Here is an 18,607-nt window from a genome sequence, read left to right as displayed (position 1 = left end):
AGATTCCCCCATTAATGTAGTAAGAATAAATTAATTTTATCGTAAAAAATACAAAACATCAATTTGGCGGGATTGTGGATAACTTTTTTGAAAAATCATGAAAAAAATTTCTAAAAAAGTTATACACTAAGGTCGTTACGAACAAAATCAACCATAAAAAGGTGGATAAAAACTCAAATCAGCTCTTTTTAGTATCTCATAAAAGTACTTTATCCACATTTTTTCCACAATTTGTGGATTTTTATGAGAAAAACCAAATAAAACACAGGTTATCCACAATTTCCATATTTGGTTGTGGATAAATATTTTATATACAAGATATTGATAATTATTTTGTGGATAACTTTTTTAATAATTTTTCATTCCATAATATACGGACATTTTTCCGTTTAATCATACTTGACGAAAAAGATGTTTTTATATATAATTAGAACGATTTTTTCCACACAGGAATAATTACAGACCTATCAAAATCTGTTTTCCTGTCAGGGAAACGGATTTTATTTCCCGAGTCGAAATCCCGTTTGTTTAGGATTTCGCACTTGTATTATTTTGGTAAAGGAGGTGTTACAAGACATGGCAAAGATGACATTTCAGCCGCATAAGCTTCAGCGTAAGAGAGTTCACGGTTTCAGAGCTAGAATGAGTACTCCAGGTGGAAGAAAAGTGCTGGCTGCCAGAAGACTTAAAGGTAGAAAGAGATTATCCGCTTAAGGATACTTGACGTAAAGGCTGCATTTAATTTAAATGTAGCCTTATTTTTTAATTACATGAAATCACTTAGAAAATCACACGAATTTAAAAACGTATATAACAATGGAAGATCAATAGCAGATAGGTATCTGGTCCTGTATGTGTGGGAAAATAAGACGCAGGATAGCTATCTTGGTATTTCCTGTTCTAAAAAGATCGGAAACAGTGTTGTAAGACATCATTTTGCAAGACTGATCCGTGAGATCGTGAGGCTACATGAACAGATGTTTAATAGTGGTTTAAACATCGTAGTCGTTGCCAGATCAGCAAGTAAAGATGCTGATTATCACACGCTTGAGGATTCTTTTCTTAAGCTGATGGCAAGAGCTCACTTAATGCAAAATAGTGAGCAGGTCTGATCGGTTAATGCAGATATATTCTATAGAATATTATGGAACATGGAGAAGTTTGAAACTTTTGTACGCAATTTCGTACACTCTCCTTAATTCTCTTTATATTAATAGAAGATATTACTTATCAGATTATGTACCAAAACTGCATGTAACTTAGAAATTATGTGGCATTCCTTTTTTCTTTCAGGAGGTGCACATGAAAAAACTATTTATTATTCTTATCAGGTTTTACCGGAAATATATCTCGCCTTTTAAGAGCACTAAATGTCCATATATTCCGACATGCTCAGAATATGCTCTTGAGGCGGTTACTAAATACGGCGCTTTTAAGGGAGGATTGCTTTCTTTATGGAGAATACTAAGATGCAATCCGTTTTCAAGCGGCGGGTATGATCCGGTCCCCTGAAAAGAGCGGAGGACTGCTTAAATGTTCAATTGGATTGCAGTAATTCTCGGTTATATCATGAACGCTATTTATGTCGTTCTTGCCGGAATTGCAGGGTTATTTACAAACGGTGACGGAAGCGTTGCTGTCGGCAATATTGGTATTGCCATTATTCTTTTCACACTTATTATCTATGTAGCTATGCTGCCTCTTACATATAGACAGCAGAAATTCAGTAAACTACAGGCTAAGATGCAGCCTGAGATCAAGGCTATTCAGGATAAGTATAAGGGCAAAAAAGATACAGATTCACAGATGGCTATGAATCAGGAGATTCAGGCTGTATACGGTAAGTATGGCGTATCAATGTCAGGTAGCTGTGTACAGATGGTTCTTCAGATGGTTATCCTTCTTCCTCTGTATCGTGTTATCTATAACATTCCTAAATACGTTCCTGCTGTAAACGATGTATTTGCAAACCTTGGTAATGCTCTTGTCGGACTTGGCAATTCTGCTTCCGAGAAGGTAACAGAGCTTCTTTCAGGTTCTGCAAGTGCTTCAGCTATCGTTAAAGAGATGACTGAAAACGGAGCATCAAGCGACTATTATGCTCAGCTCCTTAACAAATTCTCTACAGCTAACTGGGAAGATCTTTCTAACTGGGCATCCTCAACAGGCAACACAGAACTTGTTGATACAATTAACACAACATCTTCTAATGTTGAGACAATGAACAGCTTCCTTGGACTTACAATTTCCAACTCTCCTCAGTTCATGTTCTCTGAGGCAATTGATAAGTTCCATTCAGCAGGATTTTCAGCAGGCGTAGTTCTTGCTATCATCCTTGCTGTTATCGTTCCTGTACTTGCTTTCCTGACACAGTATCTGTCAGTTAAGCTTACAACTTCAATGACTCAGTCAGGCCAGAAGCTTGATCCTAACGATCCTGCAGCTCAGATGCAGAATTCCATGAAAACTATGAACGTAGTAATGCCTATTTTCTCAGCATGGATCTGTTTCACACTTCCTGCAGGTATGGGTATCTACTGGATCGCAGCTGCTGTTATCCGTACAATACTTGCTATCATCGTTAATCACCGTATCGACAAGATCGACATCGATGCAATGATCGAAGAGAACCAGGCTAAGTATCAGAAGAAGCTTGAGAAGAGAAAAGACCTTACACCAGGCCTTACTAACTACGCTAACTTCTCTAACAGAAACCTTACTTCTCTTACAGAAGAGGTTACTACAAGCTCTGTTTCTGAAGATGATCGTACAAGAAGACTTGAAGAAGTAGGAGCTTTATACGATTCTGGAAAGGCACGCAAAGATTCACTTTTAAATGCTGCCAATATGGTAAAAGAATACGATAGAACTCACTAATTGATATATGTAAACTAGGAGACTAAAGATGAGTGAATATAAAGAATATGCTGCAAAAACAGTTTCCGAGGCAATAACAGAAGCTTGTGCGCAGTTATCAGTTACATCTGACCGCCTTGATTATCAGGTAGTCAGCGAAGGATCTACAGGTTTCCTCGGAATGGGAATCAAACCTGCTATTATCAAAGCTCGTATTAAGGAAGAGGAAGTTAAAGCCGAAAACTCTTTTGAAGAAAAAGAAGTTTCTGCTCCTTCAGAACCGGTAGCAGTTAATGAAGAAACTCTTGAAAATAAAGAAAGCGAAGTTTCAAATGAAACAGTAAGCGAAGACAAAGCTCCTGCATCTTTTGACGAAGAAGCTATTGTATCTGCTGCAAGAGTATTCCTTGATGACGTATTTAAGGCAATGGAAATGCCTGTAGAACTTGATATTACTTTTGATAAAGAAAATATCGTTCTTAATATAGATCTTAAGGGCGCAGATATGGGTGTTCTTATCGGTAAGAGAGGTCAGACACTTGATTCCCTCCAGTACCTGGTATCACTTGTAGTTAACCGTAACCAGGAAGATTACATCCATGTAAAGGTTGACACTGAGAATTATCGTCAGCGTCGCAAGGCTACACTTGAGAACCTTGCCAAGAATATCGCTTATAAGGTTAGAAAGACCAGAAGAAACGTATCTCTTGAGCCAATGAACCCTTACGAAAGAAGAATCATTCACTCAGCACTTCAGAATGACCGATATGTTACAACTCATTCAGAAGGCGAGGAACCATATCGCAGGGTTGTTGTTACACTTAAGAAATAATATTCGGCCTCTATTATAGGTAGAGGTGAAGAGTAAGATTTTACTATACACCCCGCTTTTTAGTGGGGTGTATTTTATGAGTTTGAAAATAATATTTTCAAACTCATTAGTCACTCGTTTCACTCGCGACATGAGGTTATGAGTTTGAAAATTAAATTTTCAAACTCTCAAAAGTGGTGTAGAGAACTCCACCACTTCAACCATTAGTCACTCGTTTCACTCGCGACATGAGGTTATTATGATACATACAAATGAAGATACAATTGCTGCAATAGCGACTGCAGCCAGTGATGCAGGTATAGGAATAATACGTGTAAGCGGCAGTAAAGCTGTAAGCGTTGTATCACGTTTTTATCAGAACTCAAAACATGAATATGACCTTGAACAGCATGCAAACGGAACTATCCGCTTTGGATATTTTTGTGATGCAAAAGGTAATCTTATAGATGAAGTCATGGTATCAGTTATGAGAGCTCCTCATTCTTATACCAAAGAAGACGTTATTGAAGTTAATACTCATGGCGGAACCATGGTCATGCAGAAGATCCTTCACGAACTTATATCTGATGAGAATGAATGCCGACTTGCAGAACCAGGAGAATTTACAAAAAGAGCTTTCCTTAACGGAAGAATTGACTTAACAAGAGCAGAAGCTGTAATGGATATTATAGAGGCTAAGTCAGAATTTGCCTTATCTAATTCTGAGAAACAGCTTCGCGGTGATATGCGAAACATCATTGTAGATATGAGAGCACAGATCATTTATGAGATGGCTTTTATCGAGTCTGCTCTTGATGATCCTGAAAATTATGATCTGACAGATTATTCATCCCGAATCATGCCAATGTGCGACAAACTTATACGAAAATGCGATAACCTACTCAAAAGCGCTGACGAAGGAAGAGTACGTGCTACAGGTCTTAGCACAGTAATTATTGGAAAGCCTAATAGCGGTAAGTCTTCACTTCTTAATGTACTTACAGGTGAAGAGACTGCAATCGTTACTGATATCGCAGGTACTACAAGAGATGTTATCGAGCATGACGTTAAGATCGATAATATACTCCTTCATGTAATAGATACAGCCGGAATCCGCGATTCTGCTGATAAGATAGAAGCTATAGGTGTTGAGAAAGCAAGAAAATTCGCCAAAGAAGCTGAACTTATTATATATATGGTAGATTCCACTTCACAGGTCGGCGATGAAGATATAGAGATTCTCACATCTGTAAAAGATAAAAAGATAATCGTCCTCCTTAACAAGACCGATAAGGAAGATGAGATAATCATTACAAAAGAAAACATACAAAAGCTATTGGAAACTGTTGGTATTAACACTGACGTTCCAATTATCACCACATCTATGATATTAGGAAACGGAATAGATGATCTAAAGACTGCGATCAGTGATCTTTTCTTTAATGGTAAGCTTGTTCCGGAAGATGAAATATATATTACTAACCTTCGTCATAAGCAGCTTCTTGAAAAAGCTGACAGATCTCTTAATCTTGTAAGAGACTCTATTGAACAGGGACTTAGCGAAGACTTCTATACAATAGATCTTCATGATGCATATGAAAGTCTCGGTCTTATCATAGGTGAAGAAGTAGGAGATGACCTTGTAGAAGAGATATTCTCTAAATTCTGCATGGGTAAATAACTCATTTTTAATATAGAAACTAATATTTTTTAAATATAGAAATACCATTTATATATTAAGGATAATTATGATTAATACCGTATTTGATAATGTTGATGTATGTGTAATAGGTGCCGGTCACGCCGGATGTGAAGCAGCTCTTGCCTGCGCACGTCTTGGTCTTGAAACAGTTGTATTTACTGTAAGCGCCGACAATATTGCTTTTATGCCCTGTAATCCTCATATCGGAGGATCTTCCAAGGGACATCTCGTAAGAGAGATAGATGCTCTTGGCGGTGAGATGGGCAAAAATATAGATAAGACTTTCCTTCAGTCCAAAATGCTTAATGTATCAAAGGGACCTGCAGTACATTCACTTCGTGCCCAAGCCGATAAGCTTCAATATTCTCTTCTTATGAAAAAGAAGCTTGAAGCTCAGGAACACCTTACGATCAAGCAGACAGAAGTTGTTGAACTTATAACTGAAGAAGTTACACCCGAAAGTGTTGATGCTTTTGGCACAAACCTTAGTAAAGAAGGTTATAAATACAGGATCACAGGTGTAAAGGTCGCAACAGGCGGAATATATAACTGCAAAGCCGTAATCCTTTGTACAGGAACTTACCTTAAGGCAAGATGTCTTTGTGGTGAATCCATTACCTACACAGGTCCTAACGGAATGCAGCCATCTAATTCTCTTTCTGCTTCCTTAATTAATGCAGGAATTGAACTCAGAAGATTTAAAACAGGAACACCTGCCAGAATGGATGGTAATTCTATAGACTATTCAAAGATGACAGAGCAGTTTGGTGATACCCCTGTTGTTCCATTTTCATTTTCAACAGATCCTGCCGAAGTTCAGAAACCTCAGGTTTCATGCTGGCTTACATATACTAATGAAAAGACACATGAGATCATCAGACAGAACATCGACAGATCACCTATGTATTCAGGTGTTATAGAAGGAATCGGACCAAGATACTGTCCTTCAATAGAAGATAAGGTTGTTAAATTCCCTGATCATGACAGACATCAGGTATTCATCGAGCCTGAAGGAACCTTTACTAATGAAGTTTATGTTGATGGTATGTCATCATCCATGCCGGAAGATGTTCAGCTTCAGATGTACAGATCCGTACCGGGACTTGAGAATTGTAAGATAGTAAAAAATGCTTATGCTATCGAGTACGACTGCCTTGAATCAGGACAGCTTTCCCCTGTTCTTGAAGTAAGAACCATAAGAGGATGCTTTAGTGCAGGTCAGTTCAACGGAAGTTCAGGTTACGAAGAAGCTGCAGCACAGGGTCTTTATGCTGGGATTAATGCAGTAAGACAGATTACAGGAAAGCCTTATATCACTATCGACAGAAGTGAGGGCTATATCGGAGTACTTATAGACGACCTTGTAACCAAAGATAATCACGAACCATATCGAATGATGACATCTCGTGCTGAGTACAGACTTTTCCTTCGTCAGGACAATGCTGATCTCAGACTTAGAAAAAAAGGCTATGAAGCAGGACTGATCTCTCAGGAGCAGTACGACTACCTTCTTCTTAAAGAAAAACTTATCGCAAGTGAGATAGAAAGGCTTAAGGCTACACGAGTTGGAGCAAATGCGGCTGTTCAGAAATTCATGACAGAGCACGGCTCTTCAACTTTAAAAACAGCCTGCACCCTTGCAGAACTTATCTGTAGGCCTGAGCTTTCTTATGACATTATTGCTGATATAGATCCAGACAGACCTCAGCTTACAAAAGATGTTACAGAGCAGGTTGAGATCAATATTAGATATGAAGGTTATATCACCAGACAGGAATCTCAGATAGCAGCATTTAAAAAGCTAGAAAATAAACTTATTCCTGCTGATATTGATTATGATAAAGTATCAAGCCTTAGAATTGAAGCAAGACAGAAACTCAAGAAGTTTAAGCCTATTAATATAGGACAGGCAAGTCGTATTGGCGGAGTTAATCCTGCTGATATATCAGTGCTTCTTGTTTATATTGATTCAGTTTATAAAACAGATAGGGCATAAGGAAAAAATATGAACGATTACAGTAAGATGATCAGTGATTTTAAATCCATAGGAATAGAATTATCTGATCATCAGATAGAACAGTTTGATAAGTATTATAATCTGCTTGTTAAATGGAATGAGGTAATGAACCTGACAGCCATCACTGAATTTAATGATGTATGTCAGCTTCATTTTGTTGACTCCATTATGGCAGCTCCATATTTTGATTTTACAAAAGAAGGACTAACACTTATTGATGTTGGAACTGGAGCCGGATTTCCAGGTATTCCACTCAAGATAGTTTTCCCTTCTCTTAAGATTACTCTTCTTGATTCACTCAATAAGAGACTTAACTTCCTTAATGAAGTTATAACAGAACTTGGCCTTAACGAAGATGGAGGATCTATAGAAACTGTTCATGGAAGAGCAGAAGATTTCTCCAAAGCAAAAGGTGGAGTTTTACGTGAAAAATTTGATATCGGAACAGCAAGAGCAGTTGCTAATATGTCAACACTTTCTGAGTACATACTTCCATATGTAAAAGTTGGTGGTTTTTTTGTTGCGTACAAAAGCAACAAAATTAATGAAGAAATTGATTTGTCAAAAGCGGCCATAAAAACTCTTGGTGGAACTATAAGCTCTGTAAATAATACATTCTTACCTGACTCTGATATAGAAAGATCTATTGTAATTATTAACAAATCAAAACCAACTCCAAAATTATACCCCCGAAAAGCTGGACTACCTTCTAAACAACCTCTATAATAAATAAGAGTTCATAACGTGAATCTAAATTCAATTTCTTTGTTTCACGTGAAACATTCCAATTTTTAGCTTTGTAATTCCAAAAAAGCACAAAACTTTGTTTCACGTGAAACAATATAATCAATATTTAGTATAATTGCCCGTGAAACATTATCAAAAATCGATAATGGCGCATGTGAAACAATAGAGTTTTGCTTCACAAAATGCGTGAAAAACGGGAATTTATAAATGTTTTCAATGTTTTTAGCTCCACGGAATTGCCAAAACTAAATAAAATAGACATCTAAAAGTCTTTCATGTTTAGTTTTGGAATGAAGATTCCAAATAAAACCACTAAAAAATGATCGCAGGCGCCGTTTGCGATTGTTTTTGTGTTTTTTATTAACGTTATAATTTGGAATCAAAGAAAATATTTCGGCGCAGAAATGGGAGATATATGGGAAGAATTATAGCGGTAGCAAACCAAAAGGGAGGAGTTGGTAAGACTACAACTTCTATTAACCTTTCAGCAGCTCTTGCTGAAGAAAACAAAAAAATTCTCGTAATCGATGCAGACCCCCAGGGAAATACAACAAGCGGATTCGGTTTAGACAAAAATGAAATAGACAGAACTATTTATCATCTTATGATAGGAGAGAGTTCTGTAGACGAATGTATTCGTCACAACATTGTCGAAGACCTTCCCGGAATAGATATCATTCCTTCTAATATTAATCTGTCAGCAGCAGAGATCGAGCTGATAGATATAGAAAAGAAAGAATATATCCTCAAAAACGAGATCGATAAAGTCAAAGACAGATACGATTTTATCATTATTGACTGTCCTCCATCACTTAGTATGCTGACAGTTAATGCGATGACAACAGCAGATAAAGTACTTGTTCCTATTCAGTGCGAATATTATGCTCTTGAAGGATTAAGCCAGTTAGTCCACACAGTAAATCTTGTTAAAGAAAGACTTAATCCAAGACTCGAAATGGAAGGCGTTGTATTCACAATGTTCGATGCAAGAACAAACCTTTCATTACAGGTAGTTGAGAATGTTAAAGATCACATTGATGAAAATGTGTTCAAAACAATAATTCCAAGAAACATACGACTGGCAGAGGCTCCAAGCTACGGACTTCCAATTAATTTATATGAACCAAAATCTGCAGGCGCAGAAGCTTATAAATTACTTGCAGAAGAAGTAATCGCAAACGAAAGTTAAATTAGGGATACGGTGAAATTCCGGAACGAAAGGGAAGAATATGGCAGTTAAAACAAAAAGAGGTCTTGGAAGAGGACTGGATAGTCTCATACCGGCAGGAGAATCAAAAAAAGAAGAAACAAAAGCAGCTCCTATAATTAAGGAAGAAAGAACAGTTACAGATCTGGCAAAACAGGTTATAAAGATCACAAAAGTTGAGCCTAATCATGAGCAGCCAAGAAAACAGTTTGATGAGGATGCTCTTGCAGAACTTGCAGAATCAATCAAGCAGGTTGGAATTCTTGAACCTCTCCTTGTAAGATCAAGAGATGATCACTTCGAGATCATTGCAGGTGAAAGAAGATGGAGAGCAGCAAGAGCAGCAGGAGTAAAAGAGGTTCCTGTTGTAATAAGAAATGATCTGACAGATCAGCAGATCGTTGAGATTCAGCTTATTGAAAATATTCAGAGAGAAAATCTTAATCCTATTGAAGAAGCTAAGGCTTTCCATAGACTCATTACAGAGTTTAATCTTAAGCAGGATGAAGTGGCTGAAAGAGTATCAAAGTCACGTGTTGCTATCACAAATTCAATGAGATTATTAAAGCTTACCGATGAAGTTCAGCAGATGATCATCGACGGAAAGCTTACAAGCGGACACGCAAGAGCCCTTATCTCAGTAGAAGATAAGAAACTTCAGATCGAGCTTGCAGAGAAGATTTTTGATGAAAAGCTCAGCGTACGTCAGGCTGAAAAACTCGTTAAAGATATAGGCAAAGAAAAGCCTGCACCAAAGCAACCTGTAGTTATAGACAAGAACCTTGAAAATATATACAGGGATCTCGAAAAGAGATGTAAAGAAAAGACTGGTACAAAGGTTGCTATTACACCAAAAGGAAACGAAGGTGGCGGTAAGATTGAGATAGAATTTTATAATAATGATGACCTTGAGAAGATAACACGTATGTTACTTCTGTAAATATATTTAGAATTCGCTCATCAAAAAATATTATACCTATACTAATACAGAACATAAAAACTAAATAATTAAGAAGGAATAGCAGATGAACAGTAATATATTAAATTATGTGGGACTTTCAAATCTTGATCCCGGTATATATGTAATAGCAATTGCAGTACTTCTCTTATTAGTACTTATTCTTTTGATCTGCACTATAAAGCAGGGCAAAGAACTTTCTCTTATGAAGAAGAGACTCAAAAAATTCATGTCAGGAAGAGATGCAGAAAGTCTTGAAGATCAGATCATCGAGCTTTTTGAAGATAACCAGTACATGAAAGCAGCATCAGACAAGAACAAGAATGATATCATTGATATCAACAGAAGAATGAGACACTGCTTTCAGAAAATAGGAATCGTAAAGTACGATGCTCTTAATCAGATGGGTGGTCAGCTTTCTTATGCCCTTGCCCTTCTTGACGAAGAAGATAATGGATATATAATAAATTCAGTACACGGCAACGAAGGTTGCTATTCCTATACTAAAGTGATCAAGAATGGAAGATCAGATATAGAGCTTGGAACAGAAGAAAGAAAAGCTCTTGAAAATGCAGTAATGAGCAGATAAAACTTCTTTTATAAAGCATATTTACTGCACATTAGATAAGGAAAAGGATTTAGAAATAATTATATAACGAAACGGAGATAGTCATGATCGATATCAAATTTTTAAGAGAAAATCCAGATGTTGTAAAAGAAAACATCAAGAAGAAATTTCAGGACCAGAAGCTTGAACTTGTAGACAAAGTTATCGAGCTTGATAAAGAAAGCCGCCAGATCAAGCAGGAGTCCGATGATCTTAGAGCAAGCAGAAACACAATCTCCAAGCAGATTGGCGTTCTTATGAAAGAAGGCAAGAAAGAAGAAGCTGAAAAAGTAAAAGCTGAAGTTACCAAGAATGCAGAAAGACTTTCACAGCTCGAAGAGAAGCAGAAGGAAGTTGATGATGAGATTCTTAATATCATGTATCAGATTCCTAACATCATCGATCCTTCAGTACCGATTGGAAAAGATGATTCCTGCAACGTTGAAATCGAAAAGTTCGGCGAGCCTGTAGTTCCTGATTTTGAAGTTCCATATCACACAGATATCATGGAAAGATTCAACGGAATCGACCTTGATGCTGCAAGAAGAGTAGCAGGTAATGGCTTCTATTATCTCATGGGTGATATCGCAAGACTTCATTCTGCAGTACTTGCATATGCAAGAGATTTCATGATCGACAGAGGATTCACATACGTAATCCCACCTTATATGATCCACGGTAATGTAGTATCAGGCGTTATGAGCTTCCCTGAAATGGATGCCATGATGTACAAGATCGAAGGCGAAGATCTGTACCTTATTGGAACATCTGAGCACTCAATGATCGGTAAGTTCATCGATCAGCTTCTTCCTGAAGATGAGATGCCATACACTCTTACATCTTATTCACCTTGCTTCCGTAAGGAAAAAGGTGCTCACGGAATTGAAGAGAGAGGTGTTTACAGAATTCACCAGTTCGAAAAGCAGGAGATGATCGTTGTCTGCAAACCTGATGATGCATGGAACTGGTACAACAAGCTCTGGCAGAACACTGTAGATCTTTTCCGTTCACTTGATATTCCTGTAAGAACACTTGAGTGCTGCTCAGGCGATCTTGCTGACCTTAAGGTTAAGAGCTGTGACGTTGAAGCATGGTCACCTCGTCAGAAGAAGTACTTCGAAGTTGGAAGCTGCTCTAACCTCGGTGATGCACAGGCAAGACGTCTTAAGATCAGAATCAAGAGCAAAGATGGTAACTATTTTGCTCATACACTTAATAACACTGTTGTTGCTCCGCCTAGAATGCTCATCGCATTCCTTGAAAATAACCTTCAGGCTGACGGATCAGTTAAGATCCCTGTAGCTTTAAGACCTTATATGGGCGGAAAAGAAGTTCTTATTCCTACGAAAGATTAAATCATAATGCACAAATACATGAGAGCTGTCGGTCTTGCAGGATTGCAAGGCCGTGGTGCGCTCGAGAAGCTTTTGGAATATTGCGTTCAGCATGCTGACGAGCGAGATTATTATAAAAATGAAGATGATGAGATATTCGCACAGTTCACAAAAGAGTTCGCACCTGGACTGGGAGTGGTAGTATACGGCCAATTTAAGAGCGACAACCATTTTATATACGAATACTATTATCCATATATAAATGGTGGTGTGACATCATCATCTGAAGACATAACTGTAGAGCAACATGCTGCCACAGATTCTTATGCCGGAGTCTGCGACGATCCAAGAGTTGGTATCACAATGATATTCTATCTTCAGAATATGATGGAATATCTCAGGATCACAGAGAACGGCCAGAAGAAGATAACCGGTACATCTGTTACTTTGTCGGCTCTTTCTGTTCAGGGAACAATAATGTTCCCTATAGCTAAAACCCCGAATCAAAAGAGGCTTCTCAAAAAGAAGCGTCAGGCAAGAACAAAACTTGTAAACTCTGCAAGAAACGGGGATGAGAATGCTATTGAATCTCTAACCCTTGATGACATGAATATCTACACTACCATCTCTGATAAGATCCTTAAAGAAGATGTATACACACTTGTAGATAACTATTTCATGCCCTACGGCGTTGAATGCGACCAGTATTCGATCATGGGTGAGATAACAGATTATAGACTTACCATCAATACCTACACCAAAGAACCTGTGTATATCTTAAGTGTCACATGTTCTGATGTAGAATATGACATAGCAATTAACCGCAAAGACCTTTTGGGAGAGCCTGCGGTAGGCAGAAGATTTAAAGGAAATATCTGGCTTCAGGGTCATATTAACTTTGGGAAATAAAAAAGCGGAGTTCATCCTGAACTTCTAATGTATTTAATAAATAATAGATTGAAAAATTTCATTTATTATGTTAAATTGTAAAAGTGCCTTTTGTAATAAAGAGGCACTCCTACGTTTGGGTAGCTCAGCTGGATAGAGCGTCCGCCTCCTAAGCGGAAGGTCGGGGGTTCGAATCCCCTCCCGAACATTTTAGTTTTATCTGTCGTAATTTTCATTTCTAGTACATCTTAGGTTTTCCAAAATTTTTCACAAATTATCAGGCAGTACTAAACATATTGAATCTTAATTAAATTATTAATAAGTTTTAGGGGTAATTATGGGGAAAAATAAGATTCTGCTTTATACTCGCGATCATGATCTGCAAAAATTCCTGAAAAAAATTGCTTTACCATATGTCAGTTTTAGGTATAATTCAACATATGAACTTGAAGTATGTAATAATATGTTAGGAATCTACAAGAGCCTTAACGAACCAACTACCAGAGTTGATTATTGCTGCTTTTATTTGGAAGATGAGAAGGAGCTTGAAATATACAAGAATATAAAGAAGGACTTTCCTCATCTCCCTATGCTTTTATTTGCATATTCCAAAATTGATCATAATTTATTTTTCAGACCAGGTCTTTTCCCAGAACTTCTGGTCACAATAGATATAGATTCAAAAACTGCGCTTAAAGTAATAATCGATATAGAAATTGCGATGAACAACATAAAAGAGTATCTGGACAGCTATCAGCCGGACGAACTTAAAGATCATCGAAAAAGCATTCAGTCAAAGCTGGATAGAAATAATATTACTCTTATAAGCGGTGAAGAAATAATAAGCATTGAAACTGATAAGTCATCCGGAAAACGCCTTCAAAAAATCCTGACAACCAGAGGAGAGTATTTTTCCAGTTTAAGTATTTCCGAAATCGAAGAGATTTTTGCTACAATGTTATACAGGTGTAGAAGAGATGCACTTATCAACAAAAGCCTGATCGTAGGATATAATATCAATAATTTAGAAGTCCAGTTATCATCAGGCAATTATGAATATACCGTTAAAGCTTCAAGAGACAAATTAAATGAAATACAAAGCGCCTGCGACGTATTTTTAAAAAATGCCATGGCGTGCTAAATTTTATCGTCATAAGCTGCATACGTAACTAGCAGCATGGAGACTCACATGAACTGCACTAACTGCCAAAGAGAAATACCTGATAACATCAAATTCTGTCCGAATTGCGGCCAGCCTGTACAGATCAAGAAGACCAAAGGCAAGGCTAAAAAAGTTATTCTTGCTCTGGTTCTTTCATTTGTTATATTAGCCTCTTTTATCGGATACAGAATTTACAGCTCCCACAATGAAGAAGAAAAGCCTTCAATCGAATATAAGTACTTAAATGGAATCACCTATTGCACTGATGGCGTAATATATGTTGATCCTGATATCACGGATGATTCAGATCCATATGTGCTTGGTACAGAAGACGAAGAACTTGTAGATGAGTGTTCTTTCATATATCTATCGACTTTCAGCCCGGATACATCGACCATATTCTACATAGCAGATATGGAAGAAAAAAAGACCGAGGTTTGCGGTTCATTATATAGCGTAAAGACAGAAGACATAACAAGTGATGCAGATGAGACCAGAAAAAGATCCACACTGATAGCCAAAGATGTCAGCGAATATTATGTTCCATCCGGAAGAGATAATGGAGTCCTGTATCAGAATGTTGACGAAGAGTTGTACTTCTATTCAGATTACGGCAACGAATATCTTATGGATATAGATGGCATATCAGACGTAAACTGCATCTATAACTATGGAAGCTCTCATATTCTTTTAACCCTCAAAGAAGGTAAGAAAAAAAGTTCAACCAGTATGTATATTGGTTCCGGATACGATGTGTACCATTACGATTCAGCTACCCAAAAGCTTAGTATTATCGATGATGATGCATCAATTCCGGTAGGAAAATACAATAAGCTTGTATATACCAAAAATATTAATAATAAAACAAATAGTCTTGATATGTGTATGTCCGAGATAACTGATGATGGAATTAAAACCACCAAAATAGACGAAGATGTAAATAATATTGATGAAACCTATTTCACAGATGACATAACACATATTACATATACCAAAAAAGGTGAGCACTACGAGGATGATTATACGTATGATCTTTTTTCATATGATAATGGTACGATAACAGAACTTGGCGAAATTGATCTTGCTAGAACAACTACTGAATATGTAACTTTCTTTAATTATTATGAACCTGATGATGAAAAGAAGAATGATACCCAATATTACACAACAGGCACATCTGAAGTATTTGAATCTCCTTTTACCAAGGTACTAAACGCACAAGTTGCAATAGACGAAGGCAAGATCCTGATCCAGGCATTAAATGAAGACAGTGTAAGCTGCGTATATCTATGCGATGTAGCATATGGGAAAGAAATTTCTAACATCCAGATGGTCGCTTACAACGCATGTGTATCCGGATCATATTCAACCAATTATTTATTCTATGCTGCGGGTGAAAAGACAAGAAACCTGTATATATCAGGCGACGGTACTTATAAGCTGATGATGCATAGCGTTCCTTCCCAAACATCTGTTTACGTGAAAACAACCCCCGTCATGGATGATAATGCATATTTCTTTTTAGTAAATTTGCTTGATTATGATACCAGCTCAAGCATATATGACATCTATATAAGAGATAACGACAAATATCTTTCAAGAGTTGAGACGATGGTTGAAAACATAATGATCACAGGCAAAGGCGCTGTTTATACTAAAGATAAAGCCCTTTATTACTACAGCGCTGAAACAAATGAAGTTGAGAAAATTGCTGATGGTACCTACTATTATGAAGTAGGCAACAAGTATGAAACCTCAATTCCTCTAAGTACATATATATACTAAAAATAAACTTCGTACATATAAAGATCATTTGTAGATAGTTCGGATATAGATGATTTTTTATATGTACGAAGTTTTTATATGAAAAGATTTTTTCAAATTATCCTCTAAAAGTATTTTAATTATGTAACAAGCAAAGAACTGGTGAATTTTGGAATATTATTAACTTGTGGTGTAAATTGGAATGCATTCCAAAAACCACCATATATAGTGTAAAAAAATATTCCAAATACAAATTAACGGCTTGTCACACATAAAAGTATTGTTTATAATAAAAATATGGTGAAGAAGAAAACATTTGCAGATCTATCTAATAGAATGCAATTTCAGTCAAAGGCATGATGCAGGGTTCTCCTGCGTCATGCCTTTTGCGCTTTTCAAGGGGGCGTTTTTCTTCTGAGAATAGGGAGATTGGAGGAATCTGCACGTATGAAGAAGACTTATGTAATCGACACAAATGTCCTGATTCAGGCTCCGTACGCGTTGGAATGCTTCGAGGACAATAACCTCGTCCTTCCACTGGTCGTACTCGAAGAGCTCGACAGACTCAAGAATGCAGATGGTGAGAAAGGAGCTAATGCAAGAGCAGCAGTTCGTTATCTTGAAAATCTCAGGATGACAGGAGATCTACTGAAAGGGGTTGATTTAAAAAGCGGCGGAAGCGTTCGCGTAGAAAAGAACTGTGTAAGCGTAGAACTTCCGGAAGATCTGCCTGATGACAAGGCAGACAACAGAATCCTCCAGGTTTGTAAAGGACTTGTGGATGAAAAGAAAAAAGGCGATCAGATAATTCTGGTAACCAAAGATCTTCTTCTGAGGATCAAAGCTCATATAATTGGTATAAAAGCCGAAGACTTCACAACAGAGCAGATCACAGATGAAGATGAACTCTACACAGGACGAAATGAGGTATTCGTTCCAGAAGAAGAAATCGATAGTTTCAAAAAAGACGGGATACCTGTTGAATGTCTGTATGATACAGATGAACAGGGAAATAGAATCGAACTTACTTTCCATGAAAATGAATTTGTAATATTAAAGCCTGACCAGTCTGACAGAAAGTCACTGCTTGGTCGAGTACGGGCAGGCAAGGTTGTACCACTTAAGTATAAAAAGTGTAAACCTTATGGAGTTACTCCAAGAAACGTAGGCCAGTACTTCATGCAGGAAGCCTTAATGGCAAGTGCTCAGGAAGCACCCCTTGTCATCATAAAAGGTATGGCAGGAACAGCCAAGACTTTCTACTCACTTGCAGTCGGACTTGAAAAGGTATTCAACAACGTAACAGGTGAATACAGAAGGATCATAGTATGTCGTCCCAACGCTCAGTTTGACGATGACATAGGTTTCCTTCCGGGTGATGAGCAGGAAAAGATAGCACCTCTCATGAGGCCCATAATCGATAACCTGGAACAGATCCTTGATTCAGATGATGAGCAGCGCTACGGAGATGAAGAACAGCTCTCTGACAAGATAGCAGAGATCTTCGATCGTGGCATCATACAGACAGAAGCTCTGAACTTCATAAGAGGAAGATCCATTGCCAAAACCTACCTCATAATCGATGAAGCACAGAACATGACACCTAATCAGGCAAAGGGTATTATCACAAGAGCAGGTAAAGATACCAAGATCATACTTCTTGGAGATCCTAATCAGATTGATAAACCTTTCCTTGATAAAAGAACTAACGGTCTGTCCTATGCAGCTAAATGCATGAAGAACAGTCCATACTGCTGGCAGCTGACGTTGTCTGCAGAAGAGTGCGAACGCTCCATGCTTGCAATGGATGCGATCAAGAGACTCTAAAAAAGTAAATACTTACTGCTCTGAGTAGCAGCATTCGATCATTTCAAATCGCGCCCGTGTCTGACGATGCGGGCGCATTTTGTGTTGGTGGGGATAGGGGAATCTTCCTGGGGGTGGTAGTTTATAAATGGTTATTGAGTCGTCAAAAGTATTCTAATTCAAGGCTTCATAGCAATAATCTTATATTTTGGAATCCAAACTCGCTTCGCTCAAACATGTGGATTCCAAACAAAATATAAGATTATTGCTATTACGCTCTTGAATTTACGAATACTTTTGAAAGACTCAATAATCATTTATAAACTACCACCCCCAGGAAGATTCAAGCTATCGTTATTGCAAATGTACAATGGTATATAGTATATGTTTTCGCAACTTTGAATCAGCAATCCGCATTTACTGCGGATTGCGTAAGAAAGTGAATCGGTAGGTAAATAGGCTAGGCACCGAAGGTGTTCTCAATTGGCCTATTTACATGACTTTTGGAACGAAGTGACAAAAAGTCATGAGTATATTTGTAAGCAGAAGCTTAGTTAAATAGTTATTGTAATTGCGAACACTAGAAAATATCGGTATTATATATGTTATAGGGTTAATATATCTTTAAAACTTCCCATTTAATCAAGTGACCGCACAGTAGAATAGATAGATTAGTAGATTGCCTTATTATTTTTAGAGCGTTATATAAGTAAAACATAGTAGAAGCAACTATTGGATTTTCAATATA

At 37.4% G+C, this 18,607-nt stretch carries 16 protein-coding genes and 1 tRNA gene; all 17 read left to right on the top strand.

What is annotated here, in order from left to right:
• Nucleotides 1–576 precede the first annotated feature (576 nt).
• The 17 genes from rpmH to WAA20_RS19795 all read left to right on the top strand — a co-directional run bounded on the left by rpmH (nucleotide 577) and on the right by WAA20_RS19795 (nucleotide 17,880).
• Complete coding sequence (gene rpmH / locus WAA20_RS19875; RefSeq protein WP_022753299.1) at nucleotides 577–714, top strand: 50S ribosomal protein L34; 138 nt, start codon at nucleotides 577–579, stop codon at nucleotides 712–714.
• 56 nt (nucleotides 715–770) lie between these two features.
• Complete coding sequence (rnpA, locus tag WAA20_RS19870; protein WP_073389358.1) at nucleotides 771–1,112, top strand: ribonuclease P protein component; 342 nt, start codon at nucleotides 771–773, stop codon at nucleotides 1,110–1,112.
• 190 nt (nucleotides 1,113–1,302) lie between these two features.
• A complete protein-coding gene (yidD, locus tag WAA20_RS19865; protein ID WP_073389359.1) occupies nucleotides 1,303–1,512 on the top strand; it encodes a membrane protein insertion efficiency factor YidD in 210 nt (69 codons plus the stop codon).
• A 21-nt stretch (nucleotides 1,513–1,533) separates the two neighbouring features.
• Entirely contained in the window at nucleotides 1,534–2,877 is a 1,344-nt protein-coding gene (locus tag WAA20_RS19860; RefSeq protein ID WP_073389361.1) for a YidC/Oxa1 family membrane protein insertase, read from the top strand.
• Nucleotides 2,878–2,905: 28 nt separating this feature from the next.
• A complete protein-coding gene (jag, locus tag WAA20_RS19855) occupies nucleotides 2,906–3,688 on the top strand; it encodes an RNA-binding cell elongation regulator Jag/EloR (protein WP_073389363.1) in 783 nt (260 codons plus the stop codon).
• A gap of 238 nt (nucleotides 3,689–3,926) precedes the next feature.
• A complete protein-coding gene (mnmE, locus tag WAA20_RS19850) occupies nucleotides 3,927–5,348 on the top strand; it encodes a tRNA uridine-5-carboxymethylaminomethyl(34) synthesis GTPase MnmE (RefSeq protein ID WP_073389365.1) in 1,422 nt (473 codons plus the stop codon).
• Between the two features lie 67 nt (nucleotides 5,349–5,415).
• Complete coding sequence (mnmG, locus tag WAA20_RS19845; RefSeq protein ID WP_073389366.1) at nucleotides 5,416–7,365, top strand: tRNA uridine-5-carboxymethylaminomethyl(34) synthesis enzyme MnmG; 1,950 nt, start codon at nucleotides 5,416–5,418, stop codon at nucleotides 7,363–7,365.
• Between the two features lie 9 nt (nucleotides 7,366–7,374).
• Nucleotides 7,375–8,112 (top strand): 16S rRNA (guanine(527)-N(7))-methyltransferase RsmG, encoded by a 738-nt coding sequence (rsmG, locus tag WAA20_RS19840; protein ID WP_073389368.1) that lies wholly within the window; start codon nucleotides 7,375–7,377, stop codon nucleotides 8,110–8,112.
• A gap of 436 nt (nucleotides 8,113–8,548) precedes the next feature.
• Nucleotides 8,549–9,322, top strand: coding sequence for an AAA family ATPase (locus WAA20_RS19835; RefSeq protein ID WP_073389370.1), 774 nt, complete (start codon nucleotides 8,549–8,551; stop codon nucleotides 9,320–9,322).
• A gap of 40 nt (nucleotides 9,323–9,362) precedes the next feature.
• Nucleotides 9,363–10,280, top strand: coding sequence for a ParB/RepB/Spo0J family partition protein (locus WAA20_RS19830; protein ID WP_073389372.1), 918 nt, complete (start codon nucleotides 9,363–9,365; stop codon nucleotides 10,278–10,280).
• Between the two features lie 85 nt (nucleotides 10,281–10,365).
• The gene (locus WAA20_RS19825) at nucleotides 10,366–10,887 is read left to right on the top strand and encodes a DUF4446 family protein (RefSeq protein ID WP_073389373.1); all 522 of its coding nucleotides are present in this window, start codon (nucleotides 10,366–10,368) and stop codon (nucleotides 10,885–10,887) included.
• A gap of 83 nt (nucleotides 10,888–10,970) precedes the next feature.
• On the top strand, nucleotides 10,971–12,260 hold the full coding sequence (gene serS / locus WAA20_RS19820) for a serine--tRNA ligase (protein ID WP_073389374.1): 1,290 nt from the start codon (nucleotides 10,971–10,973) through the stop codon (nucleotides 12,258–12,260).
• Nucleotides 12,261–12,266: 6 nt separating this feature from the next.
• Nucleotides 12,267–13,148, top strand: a complete 882-nt coding sequence (locus WAA20_RS19815) for a DUF3881 family protein (protein ID WP_073389376.1) — start codon at nucleotides 12,267–12,269, stop codon at nucleotides 13,146–13,148.
• A gap of 113 nt (nucleotides 13,149–13,261) precedes the next feature.
• A tRNA-Arg gene (locus tag WAA20_RS19810) sits at nucleotides 13,262–13,335 on the top strand.
• A gap of 318 nt (nucleotides 13,336–13,653) precedes the next feature.
• Nucleotides 13,654–14,268, top strand: coding sequence for a LytTR family transcriptional regulator DNA-binding domain-containing protein (locus WAA20_RS19805; protein ID WP_167562752.1), 615 nt, complete (start codon nucleotides 13,654–13,656; stop codon nucleotides 14,266–14,268).
• A 48-nt stretch (nucleotides 14,269–14,316) separates the two neighbouring features.
• Nucleotides 14,317–16,074: a zinc ribbon domain-containing protein gene (locus WAA20_RS19800; RefSeq protein ID WP_167562753.1), complete on the top strand. Its 1,758-nt coding sequence runs from the start codon at nucleotides 14,317–14,319 to the stop codon at nucleotides 16,072–16,074.
• Between the two features lie 426 nt (nucleotides 16,075–16,500).
• Complete coding sequence (locus WAA20_RS19795) at nucleotides 16,501–17,880, top strand: PhoH family protein (RefSeq protein ID WP_073389380.1); 1,380 nt, start codon at nucleotides 16,501–16,503, stop codon at nucleotides 17,878–17,880.
• Nucleotides 17,881–18,607 lie beyond the last annotated feature (727 nt).

It is taken from the genome of Butyrivibrio fibrisolvens (assembly GCF_037113525.1).
Classification (GTDB): domain Bacteria; phylum Bacillota; class Clostridia; order Lachnospirales; family Lachnospiraceae; genus Butyrivibrio; species Butyrivibrio fibrisolvens.
The sequence above is the reverse complement of the archived record's forward strand: the minus strand, read 5'-3'. Positions and strand labels throughout refer to the sequence as shown.

Excerpts from the sequence above, each read along its gene's own strand:
- rpmH (WP_022753299.1), top strand. The coding sequence starts at position 577 with ATGGCAAAGATGACATTTCAGCCGCATAAGCTTCAGCGTAAGAGAGTT.
- rnpA (WP_073389358.1), top strand. The coding sequence starts at position 771 with ATGAAATCACTTAGAAAATCACACGAATTTAAAAACGTATATAACAAT.
- yidD (WP_073389359.1), top strand. The coding sequence starts at position 1,303 with ATGAAAAAACTATTTATTATTCTTATCAGGTTTTACCGGAAATATATC.
- WAA20_RS19860 (WP_073389361.1), top strand. The coding sequence starts at position 1,534 with ATGTTCAATTGGATTGCAGTAATTCTCGGTTATATCATGAACGCTATT.
- jag (WP_073389363.1), top strand. The coding sequence starts at position 2,906 with ATGAGTGAATATAAAGAATATGCTGCAAAAACAGTTTCCGAGGCAATA.
- mnmE (WP_073389365.1), top strand. The coding sequence starts at position 3,927 with ATGATACATACAAATGAAGATACAATTGCTGCAATAGCGACTGCAGCC.
- mnmG (WP_073389366.1), top strand. The coding sequence starts at position 5,416 with ATGATTAATACCGTATTTGATAATGTTGATGTATGTGTAATAGGTGCC.
- rsmG (WP_073389368.1), top strand. The coding sequence starts at position 7,375 with ATGAACGATTACAGTAAGATGATCAGTGATTTTAAATCCATAGGAATA.
- WAA20_RS19835 (WP_073389370.1), top strand. The coding sequence starts at position 8,549 with ATGGGAAGAATTATAGCGGTAGCAAACCAAAAGGGAGGAGTTGGTAAG.
- WAA20_RS19830 (WP_073389372.1), top strand. The coding sequence starts at position 9,363 with ATGGCAGTTAAAACAAAAAGAGGTCTTGGAAGAGGACTGGATAGTCTC.
- WAA20_RS19825 (WP_073389373.1), top strand. The coding sequence starts at position 10,366 with ATGAACAGTAATATATTAAATTATGTGGGACTTTCAAATCTTGATCCC.
- serS (WP_073389374.1), top strand. The coding sequence starts at position 10,971 with ATGATCGATATCAAATTTTTAAGAGAAAATCCAGATGTTGTAAAAGAA.
- WAA20_RS19815 (WP_073389376.1), top strand. The coding sequence starts at position 12,267 with ATGCACAAATACATGAGAGCTGTCGGTCTTGCAGGATTGCAAGGCCGT.
- WAA20_RS19800 (WP_167562753.1), top strand. The coding sequence starts at position 14,317 with ATGAACTGCACTAACTGCCAAAGAGAAATACCTGATAACATCAAATTC.
- WAA20_RS19795 (WP_073389380.1), top strand. The coding sequence starts at position 16,501 with ATGAAGAAGACTTATGTAATCGACACAAATGTCCTGATTCAGGCTCCG.